The 24,195-nt window shown below is 69.4% G+C and carries 23 protein-coding genes; 6 read left to right on the top strand and 17 right to left on the bottom strand.

What is annotated here, in order from left to right; all coding sequences use genetic code 11:
* Positions 1 to 33 precede the first annotated feature (33 nt).
* Positions 34 to 825, top strand: a complete 792-nt coding sequence (locus ACZ7IB_RS10665) for a DUF4253 domain-containing protein (RefSeq protein WP_470911235.1) — start codon at positions 34 to 36, stop codon at positions 823 to 825.
* A 105-nt stretch (positions 826 to 930) separates the two neighbouring features.
* Positions 931 to 1,275 carry a hypothetical protein gene (locus tag ACZ7IB_RS10660; RefSeq protein WP_470911232.1) on the top strand — a complete coding sequence of 115 codons (345 nt, stop codon included), beginning with the start codon at positions 931 to 933 and terminating at the stop codon, positions 1,273 to 1,275.
* A gap of 92 nt (positions 1,276 to 1,367) precedes the next feature.
* Here the strand turns inward: ACZ7IB_RS10660 and ACZ7IB_RS10655 are convergent, their stop codons facing one another.
* Together ACZ7IB_RS10655 and ACZ7IB_RS10650 are read right to left on the bottom strand one after the other, a co-directional pair.
* The gene (locus ACZ7IB_RS10655; RefSeq protein ID WP_470911229.1) at positions 1,368 to 1,949 is read right to left on the bottom strand and encodes an RICIN domain-containing protein; all 582 of its coding nucleotides are present in this window, start codon (positions 1,947 to 1,949) and stop codon (positions 1,368 to 1,370) included.
* Positions 1,950 to 2,161: 212 nt separating this feature from the next.
* Complete coding sequence (locus tag ACZ7IB_RS10650; protein ID WP_470911226.1) at positions 2,162 to 3,223, bottom strand: MarR family transcriptional regulator; 1,062 nt, start codon at positions 3,221 to 3,223, stop codon at positions 2,162 to 2,164.
* Between the two features lie 315 nt (positions 3,224 to 3,538).
* Here ACZ7IB_RS10650 and ACZ7IB_RS10645 point away from each other — a divergent pair, with 315 nt between their 5' ends.
* Complete coding sequence (locus tag ACZ7IB_RS10645; protein ID WP_470911223.1) at positions 3,539 to 3,706, top strand: hypothetical protein; 168 nt, start codon at positions 3,539 to 3,541, stop codon at positions 3,704 to 3,706.
* Positions 3,707 to 3,718: 12 nt separating this feature from the next.
* On the opposite strand, the gene ACZ7IB_RS10640 is transcribed toward ACZ7IB_RS10645, so the two are convergent.
* The 7 genes from ACZ7IB_RS10640 to ACZ7IB_RS10610 form a co-directional block, all read right to left on the bottom strand.
* A complete protein-coding gene (locus tag ACZ7IB_RS10640) occupies positions 3,719 to 6,568 on the bottom strand; it encodes a right-handed parallel beta-helix repeat-containing protein (RefSeq protein WP_470911221.1) in 2,850 nt (949 codons plus the stop codon).
* A gap of 277 nt (positions 6,569 to 6,845) precedes the next feature.
* Positions 6,846 to 7,844 (bottom strand): porphobilinogen synthase, encoded by a 999-nt coding sequence (gene hemB, locus ACZ7IB_RS10635; protein ID WP_470911218.1) that lies wholly within the window; start codon positions 7,842 to 7,844, stop codon positions 6,846 to 6,848.
* A gap of 113 nt (positions 7,845 to 7,957) precedes the next feature.
* Positions 7,958 to 9,628 carry a bifunctional uroporphyrinogen-III C-methyltransferase/uroporphyrinogen-III synthase gene (locus ACZ7IB_RS10630; RefSeq protein ID WP_470911215.1) on the bottom strand — a complete coding sequence of 557 codons (1,671 nt, stop codon included), beginning with the start codon at positions 9,626 to 9,628 and terminating at the stop codon, positions 7,958 to 7,960.
* On the bottom strand, positions 9,625 to 10,611 hold the full coding sequence (hemC, locus tag ACZ7IB_RS10625) for a hydroxymethylbilane synthase (RefSeq protein WP_470911213.1): 987 nt from the start codon (positions 10,609 to 10,611) through the stop codon (positions 9,625 to 9,627). Before hemC ends, ACZ7IB_RS10630 begins: the two co-directional genes overlap by 4 nt.
* Complete coding sequence (locus tag ACZ7IB_RS10620) at positions 10,608 to 12,101, bottom strand: glutamyl-tRNA reductase (protein WP_470911211.1); 1,494 nt, start codon at positions 12,099 to 12,101, stop codon at positions 10,608 to 10,610. Before ACZ7IB_RS10620 ends, hemC begins: the two co-directional genes overlap by 4 nt.
* The gene (locus ACZ7IB_RS10615; protein WP_470911209.1) at positions 12,098 to 12,865 is read right to left on the bottom strand and encodes a redox-sensing transcriptional repressor Rex; all 768 of its coding nucleotides are present in this window, start codon (positions 12,863 to 12,865) and stop codon (positions 12,098 to 12,100) included. Before ACZ7IB_RS10615 ends, ACZ7IB_RS10620 begins: the two co-directional genes overlap by 4 nt.
* A gap of 272 nt (positions 12,866 to 13,137) precedes the next feature.
* Positions 13,138 to 13,413, bottom strand: a complete 276-nt coding sequence (locus tag ACZ7IB_RS10610; protein ID WP_470911208.1) for a glutaredoxin family protein — start codon at positions 13,411 to 13,413, stop codon at positions 13,138 to 13,140.
* Between the two features lie 170 nt (positions 13,414 to 13,583).
* Here ACZ7IB_RS10610 and ACZ7IB_RS10605 point away from each other — a divergent pair, with 170 nt between their 5' ends.
* From ACZ7IB_RS10605 to ACZ7IB_RS10595, 3 genes are all read left to right on the top strand, one after another.
* Complete coding sequence (locus tag ACZ7IB_RS10605) at positions 13,584 to 14,537, top strand: HAD family hydrolase (protein WP_470911206.1); 954 nt, start codon at positions 13,584 to 13,586, stop codon at positions 14,535 to 14,537.
* Positions 14,538 to 14,904: 367 nt separating this feature from the next.
* Positions 14,905 to 15,681: an ECF subfamily RNA polymerase sigma factor, BldN family gene (locus ACZ7IB_RS10600; RefSeq protein ID WP_030928170.1), complete on the top strand. Its 777-nt coding sequence runs from the start codon at positions 14,905 to 14,907 to the stop codon at positions 15,679 to 15,681.
* A gap of 225 nt (positions 15,682 to 15,906) precedes the next feature.
* On the top strand, positions 15,907 to 17,097 hold the full coding sequence (locus ACZ7IB_RS10595) for a DUF5667 domain-containing protein (protein ID WP_470911204.1): 1,191 nt from the start codon (positions 15,907 to 15,909) through the stop codon (positions 17,095 to 17,097).
* A gap of 104 nt (positions 17,098 to 17,201) precedes the next feature.
* Here ACZ7IB_RS10595 and ACZ7IB_RS10590 read toward each other — a convergent pair whose 3' ends face one another.
* The 8 genes from ACZ7IB_RS10590 to ACZ7IB_RS10555 all read right to left on the bottom strand — a co-directional run bounded on the left by ACZ7IB_RS10590 (position 17,202) and on the right by ACZ7IB_RS10555 (position 24,080).
* On the bottom strand, positions 17,202 to 18,260 hold the full coding sequence (locus ACZ7IB_RS10590) for a lysophospholipid acyltransferase family protein (RefSeq protein WP_470911202.1): 1,059 nt from the start codon (positions 18,258 to 18,260) through the stop codon (positions 17,202 to 17,204).
* A 15-nt stretch (positions 18,261 to 18,275) separates the two neighbouring features.
* The gene (locus ACZ7IB_RS10585; protein WP_470911200.1) at positions 18,276 to 19,370 is read right to left on the bottom strand and encodes an NAD-dependent epimerase/dehydratase family protein; all 1,095 of its coding nucleotides are present in this window, start codon (positions 19,368 to 19,370) and stop codon (positions 18,276 to 18,278) included.
* Positions 19,371 to 19,558: 188 nt separating this feature from the next.
* Complete coding sequence (locus ACZ7IB_RS10580; RefSeq protein WP_003948845.1) at positions 19,559 to 19,657, bottom strand: 30S ribosomal protein bS22; 99 nt, start codon at positions 19,655 to 19,657, stop codon at positions 19,559 to 19,561.
* A gap of 110 nt (positions 19,658 to 19,767) precedes the next feature.
* Complete coding sequence (locus tag ACZ7IB_RS10575) at positions 19,768 to 19,980, bottom strand: helix-turn-helix domain-containing protein (protein ID WP_014046653.1); 213 nt, start codon at positions 19,978 to 19,980, stop codon at positions 19,768 to 19,770.
* Between the two features lie 128 nt (positions 19,981 to 20,108).
* The gene (locus ACZ7IB_RS10570) at positions 20,109 to 20,924 is read right to left on the bottom strand and encodes a phosphatase (RefSeq protein ID WP_470911197.1); all 816 of its coding nucleotides are present in this window, start codon (positions 20,922 to 20,924) and stop codon (positions 20,109 to 20,111) included.
* Positions 20,925 to 21,046: 122 nt separating this feature from the next.
* A complete protein-coding gene (locus ACZ7IB_RS10565; protein WP_470911195.1) occupies positions 21,047 to 22,219 on the bottom strand; it encodes an acetoin utilization protein AcuC in 1,173 nt (390 codons plus the stop codon).
* The gene (locus tag ACZ7IB_RS10560; protein WP_470911193.1) at positions 22,188 to 23,393 is read right to left on the bottom strand and encodes an MFS transporter; all 1,206 of its coding nucleotides are present in this window, start codon (positions 23,391 to 23,393) and stop codon (positions 22,188 to 22,190) included. The genes ACZ7IB_RS10565 and ACZ7IB_RS10560 overlap by 32 nt, the downstream gene beginning before the upstream one ends.
* 42 nt (positions 23,394 to 23,435) lie before the next feature.
* Positions 23,436 to 24,080, bottom strand: a complete 645-nt coding sequence (locus ACZ7IB_RS10555) for an HAD family hydrolase (protein ID WP_093898517.1) — start codon at positions 24,078 to 24,080, stop codon at positions 23,436 to 23,438.
* Positions 24,081 to 24,195: the final 115 nt, after the last annotated feature.

The following is a 24,195-nucleotide window of genomic DNA, read 5'->3' as shown; positions in this document are numbered from 1 at the left end:
CCGCTGTCAGTGGCCGCGTCTAGAGTCGCGGTCATGGCGACGCTCCCGAATCCGCTCCCTTCACTGGCCACCTCCGGGCTCCAACTCCCGCCCGGCACCCTGGTCGACGCGACGATCGACGGGCCGTGGCACGAGCCGCTGCTCTGGTACGCCGACGAGCCCGCGTCCGCCGGGACATGGGCCCGGCTGCGTGAGGCAGGGCGGACGGTCGGGCTGCTTCCCGTACTGATCGACGGCGGGAGACGCGACCAGTGGCCCGAGACCTGGGATCTCATCCCGGACGATGCGTCGTACCCCGGCGATCACGACGCCGAGGAGGTGCTCGGCGAGTACTGGGCGGACTGCGCACCCGACGAGCTCGACGCCGCCGCCGCCAAGTGGCCGGGGCTGGCGCCCTCCCCGGCCGCCGACGGGCCCGGCGACCCGGACGACCTGGCGGCCGAGATCGCGGACGAGGGCACCGGCCCGGGCGACTGGTTCCCCGGTGCGCGGGCGGCGCTCGTCCCGGCCCGGCGCAGTGCGGACATCCCGGCGGCGATCGGCTGGTCGGGCCCGGTCAACTACGAGGACGACGTGGCCCGGCTCTGCGCAGTCCTCCGCTCCTGGGAGGACCGCTTCGGCATACGGGTCGTAGTGATCGGCTTCGACACCCTGACCGTATCCGTGGGACGACCGCCCACCACCCTGGCGGAGGCACGGGCGCTGGCCGCCGAGCACTTCGCGTTCTGCCCGGACAACATCGACCAGAACCCGCCGTACGACCTGGACGTCTACGCCGAGAAGATGCTGCTGAACCAGGAGACCTGGTCGTTCTGGTGGGACTGAACGCACCTGCCGGGTTCTCTCCGTCGGGATCGGACCGCGCCACGGCCCGGCGGGTGAGTATGCGCACTCATGTGCCCGGCGGGGGACCCCGGTTGGCTGGCGAGCATGACTGACACCCTCGCCGACCCTCGCCCGCCGCGCACCTGGATCGCCTCGCTGATCTCCACGATCGTGACGCTCTCGCTCGCCTTCTTCGCCCTGGTCTTCGGCGGGCTCTCACCGATGGCCTGCGACTCCTGCTCGGAGGCCGACTCCGACCGGTTCGACACCAGCTTCGATCCCGCGTGGACGGTGCTCACCCTCGGCCTGATGCTGGCGCTGATCGCCCTCGTCACGAGCTGGGCGCTCAGCAGGCACAGGCCACCGGCCGCTCTCGCCCTCGCTGTGCTCGCGCCCGGCGTCGTGTTCTTCGCGTGGGTGACGTTCATGGCCCTGGTCGACTGGCCGTGACCAAGGTTCCGCCCTGTCCGCGGCCGAAAAGGGCCCCCGCCCGTCCCGACATCAGGACAGACAGGGGCTCGGTACTCCGGAACCGCCGACGATCAGCCCAGGTTCCAGGCCGCGTCGTTGGGGGCGATGCGCCACAGGCGGTCGGAGCTCGGGTACGCGGTGTCGAGGTGCAGGGTGTCCCAACTACCGTCGTTGTACGTGTTCAGGGCGATGGCGACGTTCTTGTTGACCTTGGGACGCCACATCCACCACCCGGTGTACTTGCCGTCCACCTTCTCGCCCTTGAGGATCCACTTCTGGAGGTCGGAGCCGTTGCAGGTGCGCACGACGATGGTGGTGCCGCGCTCGGCGGAGGCCGAAGAGGGTTGAAGGCACTTGTTCGCCGCCCTGTTCCGGTACACGGTGGTCCAGGAACCGGCCGCATCCACGGCCCAGGTGGAGTCCGCGTCCCACGCCTCCGTGTTGTACTTCCATGCCGGGTTGCGCAGGGTGATGGCCGCACTGCCCTCGCCGGTGCCGTCACCATAGAGGGCCAGACGCCCACCGCTCATCTTGTTGACCAGGTCTGTGTTCGAGTCGGTGTCGGCGGATGCCGTGGGGACCCCGACCGCGAGCGTTCCGACAACGGCGACCGTGATACCCAGGACAACGCGGGGCAAATAGCGACGCGCCATGGTGAACACCTGCTCTCATGAGTACGTGACGCCCCGTACCGGAAGGCCGGGGCGTCGCAATCATGGAAGCCCAACCCGCTGGATCGGGCCGGGACATGGCCTGTTCACCCGAAGAACCACTGCCCATTCACTCATGAGACGGGTATTGACGGACGCGTGTTGCCGACGCCCAGCAGAACCGCAGGCCCGACCTGCTCGATCGCACAACGGTGTCAGGGAATCCTGAGCAGGTCGCGGAGTTCGCTCACGCAGGCGCGGACGTCACGCTCGATGGCGGGCTCGGTGACGGCATCCGGGGTGACGGCTGAGCCGTGGGCGGCCTGGCGGCAGGGGCGGCAGAGCCCGTCGGGAAGCGCGTCGGGGCGGCCGGGGGTGCCGCACTGGGTGCACTCGACCATGGCGCGGCGGGCGGGTACGACGGGGGCTTCCGGGGAGGCGGGCAAGGCAGGTGGGATCTTGTCGTTGAGCCGACGGCGCAGGAAACCGACGGGCGAGTCGACCCGGCCGGGAAGCCCTGCGGTGAGGGCCTGGGTGAGGTAGTCCGTACTCACGCCGCGTGCAAGCCACTCGGTGGCGCGTCCCTCCAGTGCCTCGCAGTCGGCAGCGGAGAGGGCCAACCTGTGGTCCAGGCGCCCGAGTTGCGCCAAGGCCAGGTACGCGGGCGAGGGACATCCCGAGTCCGGCTGTGGGAGTGCGGCAGGTTCGGCGGGCGCGGGCCCCGCATCGGGCCGGGGCGCTACGACCGGCACGGGGGCCGGAAGCGACTCGTCGGCAGCGGCCCCAGGTGTCGGAACCGAGGACTCCGTGGGGGCCCAGGGCGGCGGGGATGTGGTCGTCGACGGTGCGGGCTCAGCCTCGGCCCCGGCCCGGTTGTCCTCGGCGGCCAGGTAGTCGGCCCACCATTCGCTGTCGCGCGCGGTGCGGGACCAGAACGTGCGGAAGACCCACCGAACCTGGTCGCCCTCGCCCACCAGGCGACGCACACGACGCAGGTGACCGGCCACCGACAGGGCGGTCAGGGCACTGCTGACGGCTTGCTGCCCGTAGAGCGGCAGCTGCTTGGCCAAGGCCTTCACATTCATCGCCGCGCCGTCGGGCAGGTGGTCGACGAACCCGGCGACATACCACTCCCGCTCGGGCAGCAGCGCGAAGTCGTCGGCGCTACGGGGATGTTGGTCCGGCGCGGACCGCTTGCCGTATCCGGGCTTGGCCATCGGGTACGAAGCCGAGGATGCGGGCGCGCACAGGGCAGAGCTAAAGTTCTGGGTAGCCACAGGATCGCTTTCTTCGATCTTGGGGTGAGACCCCGGCCCGGTGCGCTAACACCGCGTCGGGGTCGTTTCGTTGTCGGCACCGTAAGCAGTCACAACGCCACGCTGCAAGTCGGTCACGATTAGTCATACTTGCTGGCCGTGACGGGTCAGGGAGGAGGGGAGGTTTTCCCAACCCCCCTTCTCTACCCACCGGTTACAGAAGTCGCTCGAATACCGGACCCCGAATCCCGAAGCTCGAATCCCGAAGCTCGAATCCCGACACCCGAATCCCGAAGCTCAACGCCCGGCCGCACCCCCGACCCGTACCCCGCACGAGTGAACCAACGGGTCCGAGGCTCGAATCCCGAATCCCTGGCCGCCGTCGCGGAGGCGGGCCCGCGCGATGCCCGTACCGCCGTACTGCGCGCCCTCACCCAGGACCCCGTCCTCGGCCGGGCGGCGGCCCGCATCCTGACGGCGTGGGGCCAAAAGCCCGATGCGTAGGGCCGGCGTCCGCTACCCGATCGTGAAACTGTCCACGATCATGTAGTCGCCCGTCTTCATGACCCCCCTGAGGATGTGCGCCCCCGGGGCCAGCCCGGTCCTGCTGAAGACGGTCTTCTGATGCACGCGCGTGGCGTTGTAGTTGTCGATCGTGCCGACGGACTGGCCGTCGATGAAGAGCTCGATCTCACCCTCATCGGTGTTGACCTGGGTGATGAGATCGATCGAGGTCCCGTTGAAGGCGAGCTCGAAGGAGTCCCCCACGGCCTGGGTGGCGTGCACATCGTCGGCCCAACCGCCCGCACCGCCCCGGCCCTTGTTCTTCCAGTCCCAGCCGGTGCCGCTGTAGACGACACCGGAGGTGTTGTTGATCTGCTCGCCGCCGACGGGCTTGCGCAGGGTCACGTCGGCGGACGACTGATTGCGCCAGACCTTCAGCGGGACATCGGCGCCGGGCGCGGCCTGGTTGTACACGAGCCAGAAACTGTTGCGGTCGGTGACCGGCCGGCCGTCGATCTCCCGGATGACGTCATTGGCGCGCAGCCCCTGCCGGTACGCCTCCGAGGTGCTCGGCACGGAGGCCAGATGCAGACCGTCGGTGTCGGTCAGCCCCGTGGCGGACTTGATCGCGTCGGAGTAGATCCGCGTCACCGGCACGCCCAGCAGCGGCTCCGGAAGGGCGTCGAGGGTGTCGGTGTCGGGGGTCTCCGTGGGCCAGGTGAGCGGCGGCGGGGTGGGGGCACCGGCCCTGCCGAAGCGGTCCATCGTGATGTTGTGGAAGCCGAGGGCCAGGGCGGGCGAGTCGGACTGGACGGTGTAGTCGAGCTTTGCCGGGTCGACGAAGGGAGAGGAGCCGGTGAACTTCGGGTCGGCGATCACCGAGCGGGTGTCCAGCCCGTTCGCCCGCCAGGCGTCGTTGACGCCCTGGACGGCCTTGCCGTTGTTCCAGAACAGGTTGTCGTTGATGACGGGCCTGCTCCTGGCCATGTCGACCTGGATCAGGCTGTAGGGGGTGTCAGTGATGAAAATGTTCTTCTCTACGGCATCGCCGCTGTCCGCGAACCAGACGTGGAAGTGCGCGCCGCCGTTGACGAAGACGTTGTTGCGTACGGTCCGGTGGAAGCCCTCGCGGAGCTTGACCCCGCCGTTGAGCAGCAGGTTGTCCTCGATGAGGTAGTTCGAGCTGCCGTCGTCGAGGTCGATGTCCCAGTGCGAGGAGTGCCGGATCCGGTTGTGGCGGATGATGGTGGTCTCCATCGCGTCCAGCTTCGCGTACGACTTCTTCGTCGCGTCGTCGGCGGCCAGCGGCCAGAAGCGGTCCCGGCCCCAGGAGTTGAAGGGGCCGTGGTCGGACGTCTCCTTGACGCAGTTGAAGATGTCGTTGTTCTCGATGAGGTGGCCGCCCCAGGTGCCGTCGTTGATGTCGATGCAGGCGCGGGGACCGTCGTGAAGGGTGTTGCCGTCGACGGTGACGCGACGGCTCATCGAAATCTGCACGCCGGAGGTCTGCTTCTCGAACTGTCCGTTGTCGTGCAGGTAGTTGTCGCGGATGCTGATGTCGCGGGGGTAGTTCTCGGTCTTCGGGCCGGGCCGGGTGTCGCTGATGGTCCGGCGCATGCTGTCCCAGGTGGAGGGCTCTCGGACCGCGTCCGGGTTGCCGATGACCGCGACGTCGGAGGCCCCCGAGTGGCTGAACTCATTGCCCGAGACGATGTCGTGGCTGTTGTACCCGTCGATCAGGAGCGCGTTGCCGCCGAGCTGGTCGAAGTGTGAGTCGCGTACGGAGACGTTCTCGGTGTTCTTCAGATGGACCGCTGCCGCTCGCGCGAGAGCCCAGTCGCCGAGCTGGAGCTTCTCGTACGGCGTGTTGAAGAGCGTGCGGTGGGTCTGGGTGAAGGTGAAGCCGGAGAAGGTCAGATGGCGAACGGCGTCGCCCGGCCCGTTGCCCGCCACCCGGATCAGTTCGTTCTGCTCGGCCGTCTCGACCCGGGCGCGGGCGGGGTCGATGCCCGCCGGGGGATAGAAGTACAGCTTCCCGGCGGGTTTGTCGTAGAACCATTCGCCGGGTGCGTCGAGCTCCTCGAAGACGTTCTCGACCATGCGGTACGTGGCGTGCAGGCCGCTGCCCCGGTTGTTGTCGCCGACCCAGGCCAGCTCAGGTGTGCCGTCCGCCTTCACACCGGTGACCTTGAAGGAGTTCCCGCCCCACATCCCGTCGTGCAGACCGCGTACGAGTGCCGTCGTCGGGTTCTTCCAACGAGCCACGCGCTCGGGGGAGATGGCGTCCGCCGCGTACCCGCCGAGGATCGCCGTGCTCGGGTCGTAGTCGGGGTAGCGGGCGAGCGTCTGCCGCTGCCCGTCGACGAAGAGCTCGTCGAAGTCGAGGCCGGCCCCGATGTCCGCGACCTTGATCGAACCGGAGAAGGACCTCCAGCGGGGCGCGAGCGAACGGCCGCCACTGATGACGACGCGATCGCCGGGCGCCGCGACGTACCGGACCGGAGCCCCGGCGGTACCGGAGTCGGCCGTGGTGAACTTCAGAGCGGACCGCAGCCGGTACGTACCACCGTGCACCACGACGTCGACCGGTCTCCTCTCCCGCACGCCCTTGCGCAGCGATGTACGCACAGCCCTCTGGGCCCGTTCCAGCGTCCGGAACGGCTTCGCCGCCGAGCCCTTGGCCCGGTCGCTGCCGGTGGGCGAAACGTGGAAGACGACCGCTGCGTCGCCTTTGCTCTGGGCGGAGGCGGGGACGACCGGCAGTACGGCCAGCCCGGCGCCCAGCGCGGCGGTGGCCACGACGGCAGTCAGCGCCGAGGCCGGGTTTCGGCGGCTGGGACACGAACCTGGGACAGTGCGCACGGGCACTCCTCATCGACGGTCAGGCCTAATTGACGTACCACGAAGCCAGGCATCCCATGTCTGTGCGCAACTTTCCCGCATTACAGGGGACTACCGCGCCGAAAGCTATAAATACATCGGATGTCCGTCAAGAGGTTGGGCCGCCTCAGTCCGCCGGAGGGACACGCCGAAGACGAAAACCGGTACCGTTTCGTCCCGCGCCCAGGACCCCCCACACACACGAAGGCCCGGCCCCGTAGTGAAGTCCACGGGCCGGGCCACTTCGACGAGACCGGGCTCAGCGCCGCCCAAGCCGCTGCGCGACCTCCGTCGCCCAGTACGTCAGGATCATCTGCGCACCGGCCCGGCGGATGCCGGTCAGGCTCTCCATGATCGCCGCGTCCCGGTCGATCCAGCCCTTCTCGGCGGCGGCCTCGATCATCGCGTACTCGCCGCTGATCTGGTACGCGGCGACCGGCACGTCCACCGAGTCGGCGACCTTCGCGAGGACGTCGAGGTACGGTCCGGCCGGCTTGACCATGACCATGTCGGCGCCCTCTTCGAGGTCGAGCGCCAGCTCGCGCAGGGACTCGCGGGCGTTCGCCGGGTCCTGCTGGTACGTCTTGCGGTCGCCCTTGAGCGAGGAGCCGATGGCCTCGCGGAACGGCCCGTAGAACGCCGACGAGTACTTCGCCGTGTAGGCGAGGATCGAGACGTCCTCGTGGCCCGCCTGATCGAGCGCGTCCCGGATGACGCCGACCTGGCCGTCCATCATGCCGCTGGGGCCGACCACATGGGCGCCCGCGTCGGCCTGGACCTGGGCCATCTCGGCGTACCGCTCCAGCGTCGCGTCGTTGTCGACGCGGCCGTCGGCGGTCAGCACGCCGCAGTGGCCGTGGTCGGTGTACTCGTCCAGGCACACGTCCGACATGACGACGAGATCGTCACCGACCTCCTCGCGCACCGCGCGCAGACCGACCTGGAGGATGCCGTCCGGGTCCGTGCCCGCCGTGCCCCGGCCGTCCTTCTTCTCGTCCGCGCAGACGCCGAAGAGCATGATCCCGGAGACCCCGGCCGACACCGCCTCGACGGCTGCCTTCCGCAGGGTGTCCAGGGTGTGCTGCTGGACGCCGGGCATGGCCGAGATGGCGACGGGCGCGTCGATGCCCTCGCGCACGAACGCGGGCAGGATCAGATTCGCCGGGTCGAGCCGTGTCTCGGCGACCATGCGTCGCATCACGGGGGTCGTCCGCAGCCGCCGGGGGCGGGAGCCGGGGAAGTTTCCGTACACAGTCATGCTTCGAGACTAGACCCGCACACATCACCGTCTTACCGACACCCGTGCCGGAAAAACGGGCAGGGGCCCGGCCGCCGAAGCAGCCAGACCCCTGACACCGTCAACCGGGCCGATCAGGTCGTCGTACGACGCCGCCGCGCCCCCGGACGCCGCTCGCTCGGCCGCGTCACCGGGTCACCGGCCACCTTCGCCGCCTCCCGGCGCTGCGCACCGAACTCGGCGAGGGCCTCGGCCAGCTTGTGCACCGAAGGCTCCGGCGACAGGACGTCGACGCGCAGGCCGTGCTCCTCGGCGGTCTTGGCCGTCGCCGGGCCGATACACGCGATGACCGTCACGTTGTGCGGCTTGCCCGCGATGCCGACGAGGTTCCGTACGGTCGACGACGAGGTGAAGAGCACCGCGTCGAAACCGCCGCCCTTGATGGCCTCACGCGTGTCGGACGGCGGCGGCGAGGCGCGGACCGTGCGGTACGCGGTGACGTCGTCGACCTCCCAGCCCAGCTCGATGAGCCCGGCCACCAGCGTCTCGGTGGCGATGTCGGCGCGCGGCAGGAAGACGCGGTCGATCGGGTCGAAGACCGGGTCGTACGGCGGCCAGTCCTCCAGCAGACCGGCGGCGGACTGCTCACCGGACGGCACCAGGTCCGGCTTCACACCGAAGTCGACGAGCGCGGCGGCGGTCTGCTCGCCGACGGCCGCGACCTTGATCCCGGCAAAGGCACGGGCGTCGAGCCCGTACTCCTCGAACTTCTCCCGGACGGCCTTCACGGCGTTCACGCTGGTGAAGGCGATCCACTCGTAGCGGCCCGTGACCAGGCCCTTGACCGCGCGCTCCATCTGCTGGGGCGTACGAGGCGGCTCGACGGCGATCGTCGGGACCTCGTGCGGCACGGCACCGTACGAACGAAGCTGGTCGGAGAGCGACGCCGCCTGCTCCTTGGTACGCGGGACGAGCACCTTCCAGCCGAACAACGGCTTGGACTCGAACCACGCGAGCTGGTCGCGCTGGGCGGCGGAGCTGCGCTCACCGACCACGGCTATGACGGGCTGATGCCCGTCCGGTGACGGGAGGACCTTCGCCTGCTTCAGGACCTGGGCGATCGTCCCGAGGGTCGCCGTCCAGGTGCGCTGGCGGGTGGTCGTACCGGCCACCGTCACGGTCAGCGGGGTGTCGGGCTTGCGGCCCGCCGAGACCAGCTCGCCGGCGGCCGAGGCCACCGAGTCGAGGGTCGTCGAGACGACGGCCGTGGCATCGCTCGCGCCGACCTCGGTCCAGCAGCGTTCCGAGGCGGTGCGGGCGTCGACGAACCGGACGTCGGCGCCCTGCGCGTCACGCAGCGGCACACCGGCGTACGCGGGCACGCCCACGACGTTGGCGACACCCGGTACGACCTCGAAGGGGATACCGGCGGTGGCGCAGGCGAGCATCTCGGCGCCGGCGTTCCCGTCCAGTCCCGGGTCGCCCGAGACGGCACGGACGACCCGCCTGCCGCCCTTCGCTGCCTCCATGACAAGATTGACCGCATCCCTGAGAACGGGAACACCGGCGGCTGTTGACTGCGCGTCAACAACCGTCAGCTCAGGCGTGCTTACGCCTGCCCGCGCATGGCAGCGAACGACGCCGAGAACGTCCGGCTCGGCGACAAGGACGTCCGCGCTCGCGAGCGCCTCGACAGCGCGCAGAGTCAGCAGTCCCGGGTCGCCGGGACCGGCGCCGAGGAAGGTGACGTGCCCTTGTGCGGACAGGGCCGGAAAGTCGGATGCGGCGGGGCCGGTGGGGCTCAAAGTGCTCGCTCCCCCATAAGACCGGCCGCACCCTTGGCGAGCATCTCGGACGCGAGTTCGCGACCGAGGGCCGCCGCGTCGTCGTGCGACGTGGGAACGGGACCGGTGGTGGACATCTGTACCAGCGAGGAACCGTCGGTGGAACCGACGACACCGCGCAGGCGCAGTTCATTGACAGCCTGTCCGTCGACCAGGAGGTCGGCCAGCGCACCCACAGGTGCGGAGCAACCGGCCTCCAGGGCGGCGAGCAGGGCACGCTCGGCGGTCACGGCGGCCCGGGTGTACGGGTCGTCGAGCTCGGCGAGCGCGGCGGCGAGGTCTGCGCTGGTCGCAGCGCATTCGATCGCCAGTGCTCCCTGGCCGGGAGCGGGCAGGACGGTGTCGACCGACAGGAAGTCGGTCACCTCACCGATCCGGCCGAGGCGGCTGAGCCCGGCCGCGGCGAGTACCACCGCGTCCAGCTCCCCGCTTCGTACAAATCCGATACGCGTATCGACGTTCCCCCGGATCGGCACGGTCTCGATGTCGAGGCCGTGGTTACGGGCGTACGCGTTGAGCTGCGCCATGCGGCGCGGCGAGCCGGTGCCTACGCGGGCACCGGACGGCAGCTGCTCGAAGGTCAGCCCGTCCCGCGCCACCAGTACGTCGCGCGGGTCCTCGCGCACCGGCACGGCGGCCAGCACGAGGCCCTCGGGCTGGGCGGTCGGCAGGTCCTTGAGCGAGTGGACGGCGAAGTCCACCTCGCCGCGCAGCAGCGCGTCGCGCAGCGCCGCGACGAACACACCGGTGCCGCCGATCTGCGCGAGGTGCTCCCGGGAGGTGTCGCCGTACGTGGTGATCTCGACGAGCTCGACGGCGCGCCCGGTCACCTCGCTGACCGCGTCGGCGACGAGGCCGGACTGCGCCATGGCGAGCTTGCTGCGCCGGGTCCCCAGCCTCAGCGGCTTGGTGGCCCCCGCGCCCAGGGGTGAGTTGTCGGTCATGACCGCCCTCTATTCGGGTCGTTCAGGTCTGCCCGGGAGACGGCGGCGACCGTCTGCGGGTCGAGGTCGAAGAGTTCCCGCAGCGCATCGGCGTACCCGGCGCCGCCGGGCTCGCTGGCGAGCTGCTTGACCCGCACGGTGGGCGCGTGCAGGAGCTTGTCGACGACGCGGCGCACGGTCTGCGTGATCTCGGCGCGCTGCTTCTCGTCCAGGTCGGGGAGGCGTCCGTCGAGCCGCGCGATCTCGCCCGCGACCACTCCGGCGGCCATCGTGCGCAGGGCGACGACGGTCGGGGTGATGTGGGCGGCGCGCTGGGCGGCACCGAAGGCGGCGACCTCGTCGGCGACGATGGTGCGCACCTGATCCACATCGGCGGCCATCGGGGCGTCCGCGGACGCCTCGGCGAGCGACTCGATGTCGACGAGGCGCACACCGTCGAGGCGGGCGGTGCCTCCGTCGATGTCGCGCGGCATGGCGAGGTCGAGCAGGGCGAGGCGGACGGGGCCGGCGCCCTGGGCGGGCACGGTGGCCCGGCGGACGGCCTGGCGCACCGTACCGGCGGTGCCGTTCTCCACCCAGGCGGCATGCCGGTCGGGGTCGGCGGGCGGCGCGGGAACGGACGCGGCGGGCGCCTCGTACGCGGGGTCGAAGGCCACGCCGAGCGCTCCGGCGACGGCCTCGGCGGTCAGCACGAGACCCGTCGCACCGGTGCACGAGACGACGACATCGGCACGTGTCAGTTCGTCGGAGACCGCGGCCATCTCCACGGCGTGGGCGGCCACTCCCGTACCACCGGGCTGGCCCAGGATCTCGACGAGCCGGTCGGCGCGGGCCCGGGTCCGGTTGGCGACGACGATCTCGGCGACACCGGTACGGGCCAGGGTGGCGGCGGCCAGCGAGGACATCGAGCCGGCGCCGATCACCAGGGCACGCTTGCCCCTGGCCCAGCCGGCGACATCCGCACCGGCGGCGAGCTGTTCGAGACCGAAGGTGACGAGCGACTGCCCGGCCCGGTCGATCCCGGTCTCGCTGTGGGCGCGCTTGCCGACCCGCAGGGCCTGCTGGAACAGGTCGTTCAGCAGCCGGCCGGCGGTGTGGAGCTCCTGCCCCAGCGCCAGCGCGTCCTTGATCTGGCCGAGGATCTGGCCCTCGCCGACGACCATCGAGTCCAGCCCGCAGGCCACCGAGAAGAGGTGGTGGACGGCCCGGTCCTCGTAGTGCACATAGAGATACGGAGTGAGCTCGTCCAGCCCGACGCCGCTGTGCTGGGCGAGGAGCGTGGACAGCTCGGCGACGCCCGCGTGGAACTTGTCCACGTCGGCGTACAGCTCGATGCGGTTGCAGGTGGCCAGCACGGCGGCCTCGGCCGCGGGCTCCGCGGCGAGGGTGTCCTGGAGGAGCTTGGCCTGCGTCTCGGCAGCCAGCGAGGCCCGCTCCAGTACGGAGACGGGGGCGCTGCGGTGGCTCAGCCCTACGACAAGAAGACTCATGCCGGCATCACGGCGGGCATATCCCCGTCAGGTCCCTTCCGGCCGCCGGTGGCGGCGCGCACGGGCGGTGCGGCCGGGTCCGGGCTGCTCTCGGCTCCGTCCTCGCCGGCCTTGCGCTGCTCGTGGAAGGCGAGGATCTGAAGCTCGATGGACAGGTCGACCTTGCGCACGTCGACGCCGTCGGGCACGGAGAGCACCGTCGGCGCGAAGTTCAGGATGGAGGTGACGCCCGCGGCGACGAGCCGGTCACAGACCTGCTGAGCGGCACCGGCCGGGGTCGAGATGACCCCGATCGACACACCGTTGTCGCCGACGATCTTCTCCAGTTCGTCGGCGTGCTGCACGGGAATCCCGGCGACGGGCGTTCCGGCCATCGCGGGGTCGGCGTCGATCAGTGCGGCGACCCGGAATCCACGGGAGGCGAAGCCGCCGTAGTTGGCGAGCGCGGCGCCGAGGTTACCGATACCGACGATCACGACCGGCCAGTCCTGGGTGAGCCCGAGTTCGCGGGAGATCTGGTAGACGAGATACTCGACGTCGTACCCGACACCACGCGTCCCGTAGGACCCGAGGTAACTGAAGTCCTTGCGCAACTTGGCAGAGTTGACCCCGGCCGCCGCGGCGAGCTCCTCGGACGAGACCGTGGGGACCGAGCGCTCGGAGAGCGCGGTCAGTGCACGCAGGTACAGCGGAAGTCGGGCGACGGTGGCCTCGGGAATTCCTCGGCTACGGGTCGCCGGTCGGTGATTTCGGCCAGTTGCCACGGTGCTCCTGCGGGATGAGCGGGGCTGCAGGCGGCCGTATGTCCCAAGGCCGCCCCGTCGAATGCAGGCTATGTCTTTGTGAACGCGTGCACAAAGATGGTGTCCGTTTTGTCCGGTCAAAGTGACCGGGGTCACGCACATTCGTCGTGCGATCCCGGAACCAAGGATCGCATCAGCCCGTTGCAGGCCCGAAGGGGGCAAAGCAGTACACACTCCTCACAACCACTCCCCCGAGAGCACTCAAAACGCCCACGATGGTAACCGCGTTTTCCTCACGAACGCAGTGCGTTGCGCAGCCTCGCCGGGTCCACTCGCCAGAACGTGTGCTGTTCGTTATCAATCAGGACAACCGGAATCTGCTCCCAGTACTCCCGGTGCAGCTCCTCGTCCTGGGTGATGTCCTTCTCCTCCCAGGACGCACCGGTCTCCGCACAGACCTCCCGCACCACCGCCCTCGCGTCGTCGCAGAGGTGACATCCGGGCTTCCCGACCAGGGTCACCACCCGGTCCGCGGGCTTCTTCTTCACACGTCGCAGCAGAGCACTCATGCCTTCATTCTGCGCCGGAAAGGGACCGCTCCTCCGGCCGGAAGGGGGCCACTTCCGCCCTTGATCCGAAACGCCCCGAATCGCCCGTTCAACAAATCAACACCCGAGAGTTCACGGCACGGCATCCCAGCAGGTCGGGAAGGGCCGAACCGACTGGCTATGCTCACGGCATGGCCGCTCTTGGATGGCTCACACCCCGTAGGCGCCCCGCGACAGCACGGAGCGTGCTGGCAGGCGAGGCAGCAGCTGAGGCAGCGCGGAAGTCCTCCCTCCCCGACGATCAGTCCTCCGCCACCGACCAGGACACCGCCGCCCTCACCACGCCCGAGGAACCACCCTTCCCGGTCGTCGGCGACGACCGGGCCGCCGCCTTCTTCGACCTGGACAACACCGTGATGCAGGGCGCGGCGATCTTCCACTTCGGCCGCGGCCTGTACAAGCGGAAGTTCTTCCAGCGCCGCGAGCTGACCAGGTTCGCCTGGCAGCAGGCCTGGTTCAGGCTGGCCGGCGTCGAGGACCCGGAACACATGCAGGACGCCCGCGACAGCGCCCTGTCCATCGTCAAGGGCCACCGCGTATCCGAGCTGATGTCCATCGGCGAGGAGATCTACGACGAGTACATGGCCGACCGCATCTGGCCCGGCACCCGCGCACTCGCCCAGGCCCACCTCGACGCCGGACAGCGGGTCTGGCTGGTCACCGCCGCCCCGGTGGAGACCGCCACGATCATTGCCCGCCGCCTCGGCCTGACCGGCGCACTCGGTACGGTCGCCGAATCCGTCGACGGCGTCTACACCGGCCGTCTGGTCGGCGAGCCTCTGCATGGCCCCGCGAAGGCCGAGGCGGTCCGCGCCCTGGCGGCGGCCGAGGGTCTGGACCTCGACCGCTGTGCGGCGTACAGCGATTCGCACAACGACATCCCGATGCTGTCCCTGGTCGGACACCCGTACGCGATCAACCCGGACGCCAAACTCCGCAAGCACGCCCGCGCGCTCGACTGGCGGCTGCGGGACTACCGGACGGGCCGCAAGGCGGCCAAGGTCGGCATCCCGGCCGCGGCCGGCGTGGGCGCCCTCGCCGGCGGCACCGCGGCCGCCGTCGCCCTGCACCGCCGCCGCCGCTGACGCACACCCGTTCGCGCCCCCGCCCGATCCCGCCGGGGGCCGCCGAGCCACGCCCGGACGCCTGCCGCCAATCGGGAACCCTTACCCACCGGCCGCTCCCGCCAGTCGGATTGCTCGCACCCGACCACAACCCGTCGCGCCCGTAGGCAGATCGCGAAGTAATCCGATCAATAACCGGTCACCATGTGCTACTTGATGCATCGATTAGTTGCTACAGAAACGACGTAATCGGTGATTTTAGCAACTGGGTGTAGCGCTGCCTGTACGAAGCGTTATTCTCCTCAGACGCATTCCGGAACCCACCACTCACTACGACGAGTGACGGTTTCGTACTGCACGTGATGGAAGCTCTGCCTCTGGGAGTCCCGTGTACCCACACGTCGGGGTTGACGCCTCGGGCCTGGCTACGCTGCGCGCAACGGTCGCCGACCGCTTGCGCGGCTTCGTCCCCACCGCGTACGCCGTACCCGCATTTGCCACCCCTGCACCTGTCGGCCCTTGCTACGCCCTGGCCGAACGCGGTGCGGCGGTCGGAAGACGCAGCAACCGCGGCGCAACTACTACGTCCACCGTTCGCCGGCCCACCGCCGACAGCGACAGCGCGCGCATGATGGATCTCGTCGAGCGCGCACAGGCAGGCGAGGCTGACGCCTTCGGCCGCCTCTACGACCAGTACAGCGACACCGTCTACCGCTACATCTACTACCGCGTGGGCGGCAAGGCGACGGCGGAGGACCTCACGAGTGAGACCTTCCTGCGCGCCCTGCGCCGCATCTCCACCTTCACCTGGCAGGGCCGCGACTTCGGTGCCTGGCTGGTCACGATCGCCCGCAACCTGGTCGCCGACCACTTCAAGTCCAGCCGTTTCCGGCTGGAGGTGACCACCGGCGAAATGCTCGATGCCAACGAAGTCGAGCGCAGCCCGGAGGACTCCGTCCTGGAGTCTCTCTCCAACGCCGCACTGCTGCAGGCCGTGCGCCGACTCAACCCCCAGCAGCAGGAATGCGTGACCCTGCGTTTCCTGCAGGGCCTCTCGGTCGCCGAGACCGCCCGGGTCATGGGCAAGAACGAGGGTGCGATCAAGACCCTCCAGTACCGCGCCGTCCGCACCCTGGCCCGGCTCCTTCCGGACGATGCCCGCTGACCCCGCTCCAGGCCGAATCACTCTCGGCAATATGTTCGTCACGCACTGGTCCGATCATCCTTCGTGCGTAACCCAAGTGCCGCGCCCCTCGTTGTGCCGGTTGCAGGCCCCCTGTCGTCACCCCATGTCCGCCGACACTCACTCTTTCGTGTGGAAGCGCTCAAGGTGTGCAACTATCCGGACCCCCAGGGGAGTCGACCGTCATGACGAGAGGAGGTGCCGCCAGTGATCGCAAAGGTTTCGACACACCGGCGGGCGAACGCCTTCGCCCAGGCCCTGGAGGAGCAGTCGCTCCGCGGTGCGGCGGCCGTACAGCCCGAGGAACCGGCCGAACCGGCCGACCACGGAACGCTGTTGGCCCTGGCGAACGGCCTCGGTGAGCTACCGCGGCCGGAGTTGGATCCCGAAGTCAAAGTGGTGCAGCGAGCCCAGCTCGTCGCCGCCATGGAGGCCATGTTCGCCGAGGGTGGTGCGTCCGCGGGCCCTACGGTGCCCGAGCAACGGGCCAAGGGGGCCCACCGGGCCTCCCCGCTCCGGAGATTGCGTCCGCGCTCACGCTGGACGAAGGGCCTCGCGGCCGGCGGACTCACCGTCGGCGTGGCAGCGGGAGCCTTCGGCGGAGTGGCCGCTGCCAGTTCCGACGCCCTGCCGGGTGATTCCCTGTACGGGCTCAAGCGCGGCATGGAGGACATCCACCTCGGCATGGCCAGCGGCGATGCCGACCGCGGCGAGGTCTACCTCGACCAGGCATCGACCCGGCTCAGCGAAGCCCGCCGGCTGATGGAGCGCGCCCGCTCCGGCGATCTGGACCACGAACAGCTCGGCGAGGTCAGGCGCACGCTCAACGGCATGACGCACGACGCCACCGAGGGCCACCGTCTGCTCCACTCCGCCTACCAGCGGGACGGCGCCATCGGCCCGATCCAGACCCTGGAGTCCTTCTCCCGCTCGCACCGCGACAGCTGGAGCAGCCTGCGCGACCGGCTGCCCGTACAGCTGACCGATGTCGGCGACCAGGTCAGCTCGGTCTTCGACGCCATAGACGAAGAGGTCGAACCGCTGCAGTCGCTGCTGCCCCGCACCCCGGACAGGAGCAGCGGTTCCCAGCGGTCGGACGAAACGGAGCAGGGCACGGGACCGTCCCATACGGACCAGTCCTCGCCCTCGTCACCGGAGGCCTCACAGGGCCGTACGGGCGACAGCGCCTCGCCCCAACCGTCCGACTCCGGCAACACCCCGTCCGACGGCCTGATCGCCGGCGGCACGGACGGCCTCCTCGGCACCCCGCGCCCGGGCACCACCCCGTCCGCCGACGGCCGGTTCAGCCCCCCGCCCACCCCGGACGTAACCCTGCCCCCGCTCCTCCCCGGCCTGCTCCCTGGCCTGGGAATCAACGGCGAGGACCTGAACGACTAGCGCAACCCTCAGTCGCCGGACGGGCATTCAGCAACACCAAGCCCGTCCGGCGACTGAGGACGTGACGCCCACCGGGCACCCCCGGTACTCCTCGCGTGCACCCCTCAGAAGAACACCGACCTCCGCTGCACCAACAACTTGTACAGCGTGTGCTGAATCTGCTCCCGAACCTGATCCGTCAGATTGAACATCAGCATCGGGTCCTCCGCCGCCTCCACCGGATACCCACTCGTGGAGATCGGCTCCCCGAACTGGATCGTCCACTTCGTCGGCAACGGCACTGCCCCGAGAGGCCCCAGCCAGGGAAACGTCGGCGTGATCGGGAAATACGGAAACCCCAGCAGCCGCGCCAGCGTCTTCGAGTTGCCGATCATCGGGTAGATCTCCTCCGCCCCCACGATCGAGCACGGAACGATCGGCACCCCGGCCCGCAACGCCGTGGAGACAAAGCCGCCCCGCCCGAAGCGCTGCAGCTTGTACCGCTCGCCGAACGGCTTGCCGATGCCCTTGAAGCCTTCCGGCATCACCCCGACGACCTCGCCCCGCCGCAGCAGCCGCTCCGCGTCCTCCGCACAGGCCAGCGTGTGCCCGGCCTTGCGGGCAAGCTCGTTGACCACCGGCAGCATGAAGACGAGATCAGCGGCGAGCAGCCGCAGATGCCGCCCCGCCGGATGGTTGTCGTGCACCGCGACCTGGAGCATCAGCCCGTCGAGCGGCAGCGTCCCCGAGTGGTTGGACACGATGAGCGCCCCGCCGTCGGACGGGATGTTCTCAATGCCCTTCACCTCGACCCGGAAGTACTTCTCGTACATCGGCCGCAGCATCGACATCAGGACCTGATCGGTCAGCTCCTTGTCGTACCCGAACTCGTCGACGTCGTACTCACCGGTGACCCGCCGCCGCAGGAACGCGAGCCCGCCGGCGATCCGCCGGTCCCAGCCACCGCGCTCGACCCCCTCCAGGGGCTGCCCGGCCTGCTGGGGCTCCTCCTGCGGCAGCGAGGCGTCCAGCTGCCCGGGAAGGGCACTGACGGCCGCAGCACCGACCACGGAGGGCCCCTGGCCCCGGCTGCCGCCCCCTGCGGACCGGCGTCGCGCAGAGCGCGGCGAGCCGCCCGACCGCGAACGGTCGTCGTCGAACGGAATGACCTTGGCATCCGCCATCGTCGGTGCGCTCCTCTACCTCGCGCTGGGGGTCGGGTGTGTGTCGCCCGCCCCGGTGATCCCCGGAACATCGCCGGCCGCCCCGGCGAACGGCATGGCGGCCAGTCGGTCGACCGCCCTGCCCACCGCCTCCGGCGGCAGCAGTCCTGGCCCCTGGCTGCGCGCAAACTCCGCGAACGTCTCCGCGGTACTGAACTGCGGGTGGAAACCCAGGGTCTCGCGCATCTGGACGGTGGAGACCACCCGGCCGTGGGTGAGCAGCCGGATCTGCTCCGGCGAGAAGTCCGTCATGCCGACCGTACGCAGCGCCTGGCCGACCCAGGTGACGGCGGGCAGCAGCAGCGGCATCGTCGGCCGCCCCAGCCGCCGCGAACACTGCGAGAGCAGCAGCACACCATCCCCGGCAATGTTGAAGGTGCCGCTGTTCAGCGTCCCGCGCCGCGGCTCTCGCGAGGCGATTCCCAGTACGTCGACGACATCGTCCTCGTGCACGAACTGGAGCCTCGGGTCGTACCCGAACACCGTCGGCAGTACGGGCAGCGACAGATAGTCGGCGAGCGGCGAATCCGCCTTCGGCCCCAGGATGTTCGCGAACCTGAGCACGCACACGGCGACGTCCGGCCGACGGCGCGCGAAGCCCCGTACGTACCCCTCAACCTCCACCACGTCCTTGGCGAAGCCCCCGCTCGGCAGGGACTTGGGCGGGGTGGTCTCGGTGAAGACCGCAGGATCGCGGGGCGCGGAGCCGTACACATTCGTACTGGACTTGATCACCAGCCGCCGCACGCTCGGCGCCTTCTGGCAGGCACCGAGCAACTGCATGGTGCCGATGACGTTGGTCTCCTTGACCGTCGTCCGGCCACCCGTGCCGACCGTCTTGGCGGAGACGTCCAGATGGACGACCGTGTCGACGGAGTGCTCGGCGAGGACTCTGGCGATCGCGGGCTGGCGGATGTCCGCGCGGACGAAGTCGGCGTCGCCCAACTGGTGTCCGGGCGCGACCGCGTCCACGGCGATCACCCGGTCCACTTCCGGATCACGCTGGATGCGCCGCACGAAGCGGCCGCCCAGTTGCCGGGCCGCTCCCGTGACCAGCACGACCTTCCCCAAGATCAGCGCCTTCCGTCGAAAGGTTTCCCCTGGCCGTCACCGTAGCGGGTGGATGTTGCCCTGTGATGACCGCACGACGGCCTTCCACCAAGTCTTTGGTCCGAATGCGCGTACGTGCCGCCCCACAACGCACCGCAGCCCTCCCGCCATGTCGGCGGGAGGGCTGCGGATACACGAACTGCGTTCGCTTACTTCTTGTTGCGACGCTGAACGCGCGTGCGCTTGAGCAGCTTGCGGTGCTTCTTCTTGGCCATCCGCTTGCGCCGCTTCTTGATAACAGAGCCCACGACTACCCTCGCTCACTTCTTCTTCACTGGTGCGGGGCGTCTGGGCCCACACGACCTACGTCGGCCTAGCCTACCCGCCACCGCGTGAGGGGCGTAATCCGAGGTGAACCTCAGGCGGACTCCACCCCCACAAAGGACTCGCGGAGATACTCGTGAACCGCTTGCTCCGGAACCCGGAAGGACCTTCCCACCCGGATCGCCGGCAGATGACCGCTGTGCACCAAGCGGTACACGGTCATCTTCGACACCCTCATGACCGAGGCGACTTCCGCCACAGTCAGAAACTTGACCTCGTTGAGAGGCCTCTCGCTGCCAGCAGCCATGACCCACCTGTACCTTCCGCACGAGACGCGCACCGGCTTCCCCTCCGGTGACTCTTCGTCGTTGTGCGCTCACTCCCCAGGTTAGGGGCGTGTGATGCGAGTGGGGAAGAGGAGAGACGATCGGCCGCCTACTGTGACAGACACGCCCGATTGAGTACATAGCGAGTGAGCGGCCGGTAGTAGGCGGAGCGCACGGCATCGTCGAGCGGAACGGCGACCGACACCCGCCCCTCGGCCTCCCCGACGAACAGCGCCGGATCGTCCGTATCCGCAAGCCCGATCGCCTCGATGCCCAGCTGACCTGCCCCGCAGACCCATCCGTGGTCCCCGACGACCAGTTCCGGCAGCCGCCCACAACCTTCCGCGACCGCCTCCAGAGCCACCCGGACCGGCAACGGCGAATGGGTGTGTGCGCCGGTGTCACCACCGGGAGCCCGCACGCCGGGTTCGCGCACCATCGCGACACCTCGTACGTAGTCGAGGCTGTACGTGCGTACGCCGAACCGGGCCGTTATGTCGATACATCTCCCCTGCGCGGGGGTGAGTACGGGGCACCCGGCCGCCGACATGGCGTCTGCCAGCTCTGCGTAGAAGCCGAGCAGGCGGTGCGGATGACCGGTTCCGAACAGCACCGGCGCCCGCCGGACCGCGGCATACGACAGCCGCACGGCAAAGGCATCCAGACCTGCCAGGGTCCGCTCCGGATCGATCACATCAGGGCCCGAGACATGAGCGGGATCGTCCGAAACCCCGCACTTGTCGGCCATGAGACGAAGAAGATCGGGCTCTCTCCAGCCCCGTTCGGGGTCGAGGCCGAGCATCACCCGCGGGTCGCGGGCCGCGAAGAGCCGATAGCTCCGCAGACTCACTTCCCTCGATGTGGCCACGGGCCCGGCCAGCCGGGCCGCCAGCAGATGCGCACGCAGCGCTCCGGTGCTCAACACCCCACCGATGCTCCCCGAATCACCCGGACGGGGGGCCAGAAGCCCGGTTACGCCCCACAGTTGGCGTAACCATTCCTCGCCACCACACGGAAACGGCCACACCGCGACCGCCCCCGCCCGCCTCAGGTCAGCAGCCCCCGCAACGGGAACGCCGCCCGCCTGGTCGCCAGCACCGCCTGATCCAGCCGGTCCGCGGGGTCGTACCCCTCCTCCCACGACTTCCAGGAAGGAGTACGCCCGTCCGTCATCCGGGCCGGCCCCAGCTGCCGCGTCCGGGCATAGACCTCGTCCCGCCACGAGGACGGAATCACCGACTCCGGATCCACCGGCGTATGCGCGGCGATCCCCACCAGATGCGTCCAGGACCGCGGCACCACATCGACCACCGCATATCCGCCCCCGCCGAGCGCCACCCAGCGACCGCCCTCCGCGTACTCATGGGCGAGATCGTGACAGGCCGCCATCACCACCCGCTGCGCGTCCAGCGACACCGCGAAATGAGCGAGGGGATCCTCGAAATGCGTATCGGCCCCGTGCTGACTCACCAGCACCTGCGGCCGGAAGTCCGCCAGCAGCTCCGGCACCACCGCATGGAACGCCCGCAGCCACCCCGCGTCTCCCGTACCGGCCGGCAGTGCCACATTCACCGCACTGCCCTCACCCACCCCGGAGCCGGTCTCCTCCGGCCAGCCGGTCTGCGGGAAGAGCGTGCGCGGGTGCTCGTGCAGCGACACGGTCAGGACCCGCGGATCCTCCCAGAAGGCCGCCTGCACCCCATCCCCGTGGTGCACATCCACATCGATGTACGCGACCCGCTCGGCACCCAGCTCCAGCAGCCGCGCGATGGCGAGCGCCGGATCGTTGTAGATGCAGAACCCCGCCGCACCGCCCGGCATGGCGTGGTGCAGCCCGCCCGCGAAGTTCACGGCATGCGCGGTGTCACCGCGCCACACCGCCTCGGCCGCAGCCACCGACTGCCCGGCGATCAGCGCCGACACCTCATGCATCCCCGCGAACGCGGGATCGTCCACCGTCCCGAGACCGTAGTTCTGGTCGGCGTGCTTCGGATCCGCCGAGGCGGCGCGTACGGCGGCCACATAGTCCTCGCGGTGCACGAGCCGCAGTGTGGACTCCCCGGCGGGCTTGGCCGCCACCACATCCACCGCACCGTCCAGCCCGAACGCCCGCACCAGCCCCATCGTCAGGGCGAGTCTGACGGGGTCCATCGGATGGCTTTCCCCGAAGTCGTATCCCGTTACTGCGTCATCCCACATCAACTGTGTGCGGCCGCTCATGCCCGCCACCGTATCGGGCAGGCTCCGCACCGAACGACTTGGCGTACACGAGCGTCGCAAGCACCAACACCATCGGCGCGAGCATCGCCCCCCGATAGCTCCAGGCGTCCCCGAGCGCCCCCACCAGCGGCGACCCCACCAGGAATCCCACGTAGTTGAAGACATTCAGCCGCGCGACGGCCGTATCACTCGCCCCGGGAAACATCCGCCCGGCAGCGGCGAACGTCTGCGGCACGATCACACACAGCCCGAGCCCCAGCAGGGTGAACCCGAGCATCCCGACCCACGCCCCACCAGCCACCGCCACCACACCGAACCCGGCAGCAGCCAGCACACTCCCGAACCGCACCACGGCCACAGCCCCGAACCGCCGCACCCCGAAGTCCCCGACAGCCCGCCCCAGCAGCGTCGTCACCATGTAGACGTTGTACGGAACGGTCGACAGCTGCTCCGAGCTCCCCAGCACGTCCTGCAGATACTTGGCGCTCCAGTTGGACACCGTCGAGTCCCCGATGTACGCGAAGCTCATCACCAGACAGAGCGGCATCAGCAACTTGAAGGAGACCGTGGCGGCCCCCTTCCCCTGCGCCTCTCCCAACCCCTTCTCCACCGACGCGCCGTCGACGTACCACCGGCTCCCCATGAACGCGACGGGCAGCAGCGCAACAACCGCCGGCAGGTACGAGACCAGCAGCGAGAGGTCCCAGTGCGCCCCGGCCCACGCCATGGACGCCCCGGCGATCCCGCCCAGGCTGTACGCGGCATGGAACCCGAGCATGATGGAACGCCCGTACGCCCGCTGAAGACTGACCCCCATCATGTTCATGGAGGCATCGAGCGCCCCGACGGCAAGCCCGAACACACCTAGCGCCAGTGCCGCCTCCCACAACGCGTTCCCAGCCCCGACACCGAGGAGCGCAAGCAGCACAACGGGCTGCGCCCACCTCAGTACGCCCCCGGGCCGCACCCGCGCGACCACCTTCTCGGTGACCACGCTGCCCACCCCGGCCAGGATCGGCACCGCGGCCAGGAACAACGGCAACAGCCCGTCGGATATCCCGTACCGGTCCTGGATGGCGGGAATCCGCGTCACGAGCAGAGCAAAGGTGACTCCCTGCACGAAGAAACTCAACGCGAGGGAGGCCCTGCCGTGCCGCAAACGAGCATCTGTCATGGCCGCGAGCGTAGGGCCAGTCGCTACCCATGGGTAGATGGATCAGGCGAGCAATTCACGCAGTTGACTCATGTCGGAGAAGTGCCCGGTCACCCCGGCGAGCCGGTCCGCCGGCATCATCGACGTAAACCCGTACACGTCCATCCCCGCGGCCCTGGCCGCCTCCACTCCGAGCGGGCTGTCCTCGATGACGACGCACCGCTCAGGAGGTACGCCCATCCGCTCGGCGGCGTGCAGGAACAGATCGGGCGCCGGCTTTCCATGTCCCACATCCTCCGCGCTGAAGATCCACTCCTCCTCGAACCACTGGTCGAGCCCGGTCTTGCGATGCCCGACCCTGATCCGCTCATGGTTGCTGGAGGACGCGACGCAGTAGGCGACCCCGTCGGCGACAAGCTTCCCCAGCACATCGTCGACACCCGCCACCGGCTCCAGCTCCTGCTGGAACGCAGCGAAGACCCGCGAGTGAAGCGTCTCGTCGAAGTCCGCGGGCAGCTTCTCCCCGGTCCTCTCCTCGACGAGATCGTGCACCCGGTGCACGGCAGCCCCCATGTAGTCGCGAAGACACTCCTGGTACGAGGTGGGGTGACCGAGCTCCGTGAGGTACTCGGCCAGGATGGTGTTGGAGATCGGCTCGCTGTCCACGAGCACACCGTCGTTGTCGAAGATGACCAGTTCGTAGCGCATGGTTCGAGCCTAGACGCTCAGAACGCAGAAAAGCCCCGTGCCACAAGGGCACGGGGCTTTCCCGTAAAAGGAGTTCGGCGGCGTCCTACTCTCCCACAGGGTCCCCCCTGCAGTA

This window comes from Streptomyces sp. NPDC037301 (genome assembly GCF_055602785.1).
This window is presented reverse-complemented; position numbering and strand designations above follow the sequence as displayed.

What these genes read in the sequence shown, in the direction of transcription:
- ACZ7IB_RS10665 (WP_470911235.1), top strand. Translation starts at nt 34, where the DNA reads ATGGCGACGCTCCCGAATCCGCTCCCTTCACTGGCCACCTCCGGGCTC.
- ACZ7IB_RS10660 (WP_470911232.1), top strand. Translation starts at nt 931, where the DNA reads ATGACTGACACCCTCGCCGACCCTCGCCCGCCGCGCACCTGGATCGCC.
- ACZ7IB_RS10655 (WP_470911229.1), bottom strand. Translation starts at nt 1,949, where the DNA reads ATGGCGCGTCGCTATTTGCCCCGCGTTGTCCTGGGTATCACGGTCGCC.
- hemB (WP_470911218.1), bottom strand. Translation starts at nt 7,844, where the DNA reads ATGACTGTGTACGGAAACTTCCCCGGCTCCCGCCCCCGGCGGCTGCGG.
- hemC (WP_470911213.1), bottom strand. Translation starts at nt 10,611, where the DNA reads ATGACCGACAACTCACCCCTGGGCGCGGGGGCCACCAAGCCGCTGAGG.
- ACZ7IB_RS10620 (WP_470911211.1), bottom strand. Translation starts at nt 12,101, where the DNA reads ATGAGTCTTCTTGTCGTAGGGCTGAGCCACCGCAGCGCCCCCGTCTCC.
- ACZ7IB_RS10610 (WP_470911208.1), bottom strand. Translation starts at nt 13,413, where the DNA reads ATGAGTGCTCTGCTGCGACGTGTGAAGAAGAAGCCCGCGGACCGGGTG.
- ACZ7IB_RS10605 (WP_470911206.1), top strand. Translation starts at nt 13,584, where the DNA reads ATGGCCGCTCTTGGATGGCTCACACCCCGTAGGCGCCCCGCGACAGCA.
- ACZ7IB_RS10590 (WP_470911202.1), bottom strand. Translation starts at nt 18,260, where the DNA reads ATGGCGGATGCCAAGGTCATTCCGTTCGACGACGACCGTTCGCGGTCG.
- ACZ7IB_RS10575 (WP_014046653.1), bottom strand. Translation starts at nt 19,980, where the DNA reads ATGGCTGCTGGCAGCGAGAGGCCTCTCAACGAGGTCAAGTTTCTGACT.
- ACZ7IB_RS10565 (WP_470911195.1), bottom strand. Translation starts at nt 22,219, where the DNA reads ATGAGCGGCCGCACACAGTTGATGTGGGATGACGCAGTAACGGGATAC.
- ACZ7IB_RS10560 (WP_470911193.1), bottom strand. Translation starts at nt 23,393, where the DNA reads ATGACAGATGCTCGTTTGCGGCACGGCAGGGCCTCCCTCGCGTTGAGT.
- ACZ7IB_RS10555 (WP_093898517.1), bottom strand. Translation starts at nt 24,080, where the DNA reads ATGCGCTACGAACTGGTCATCTTCGACAACGACGGTGTGCTCGTGGAC.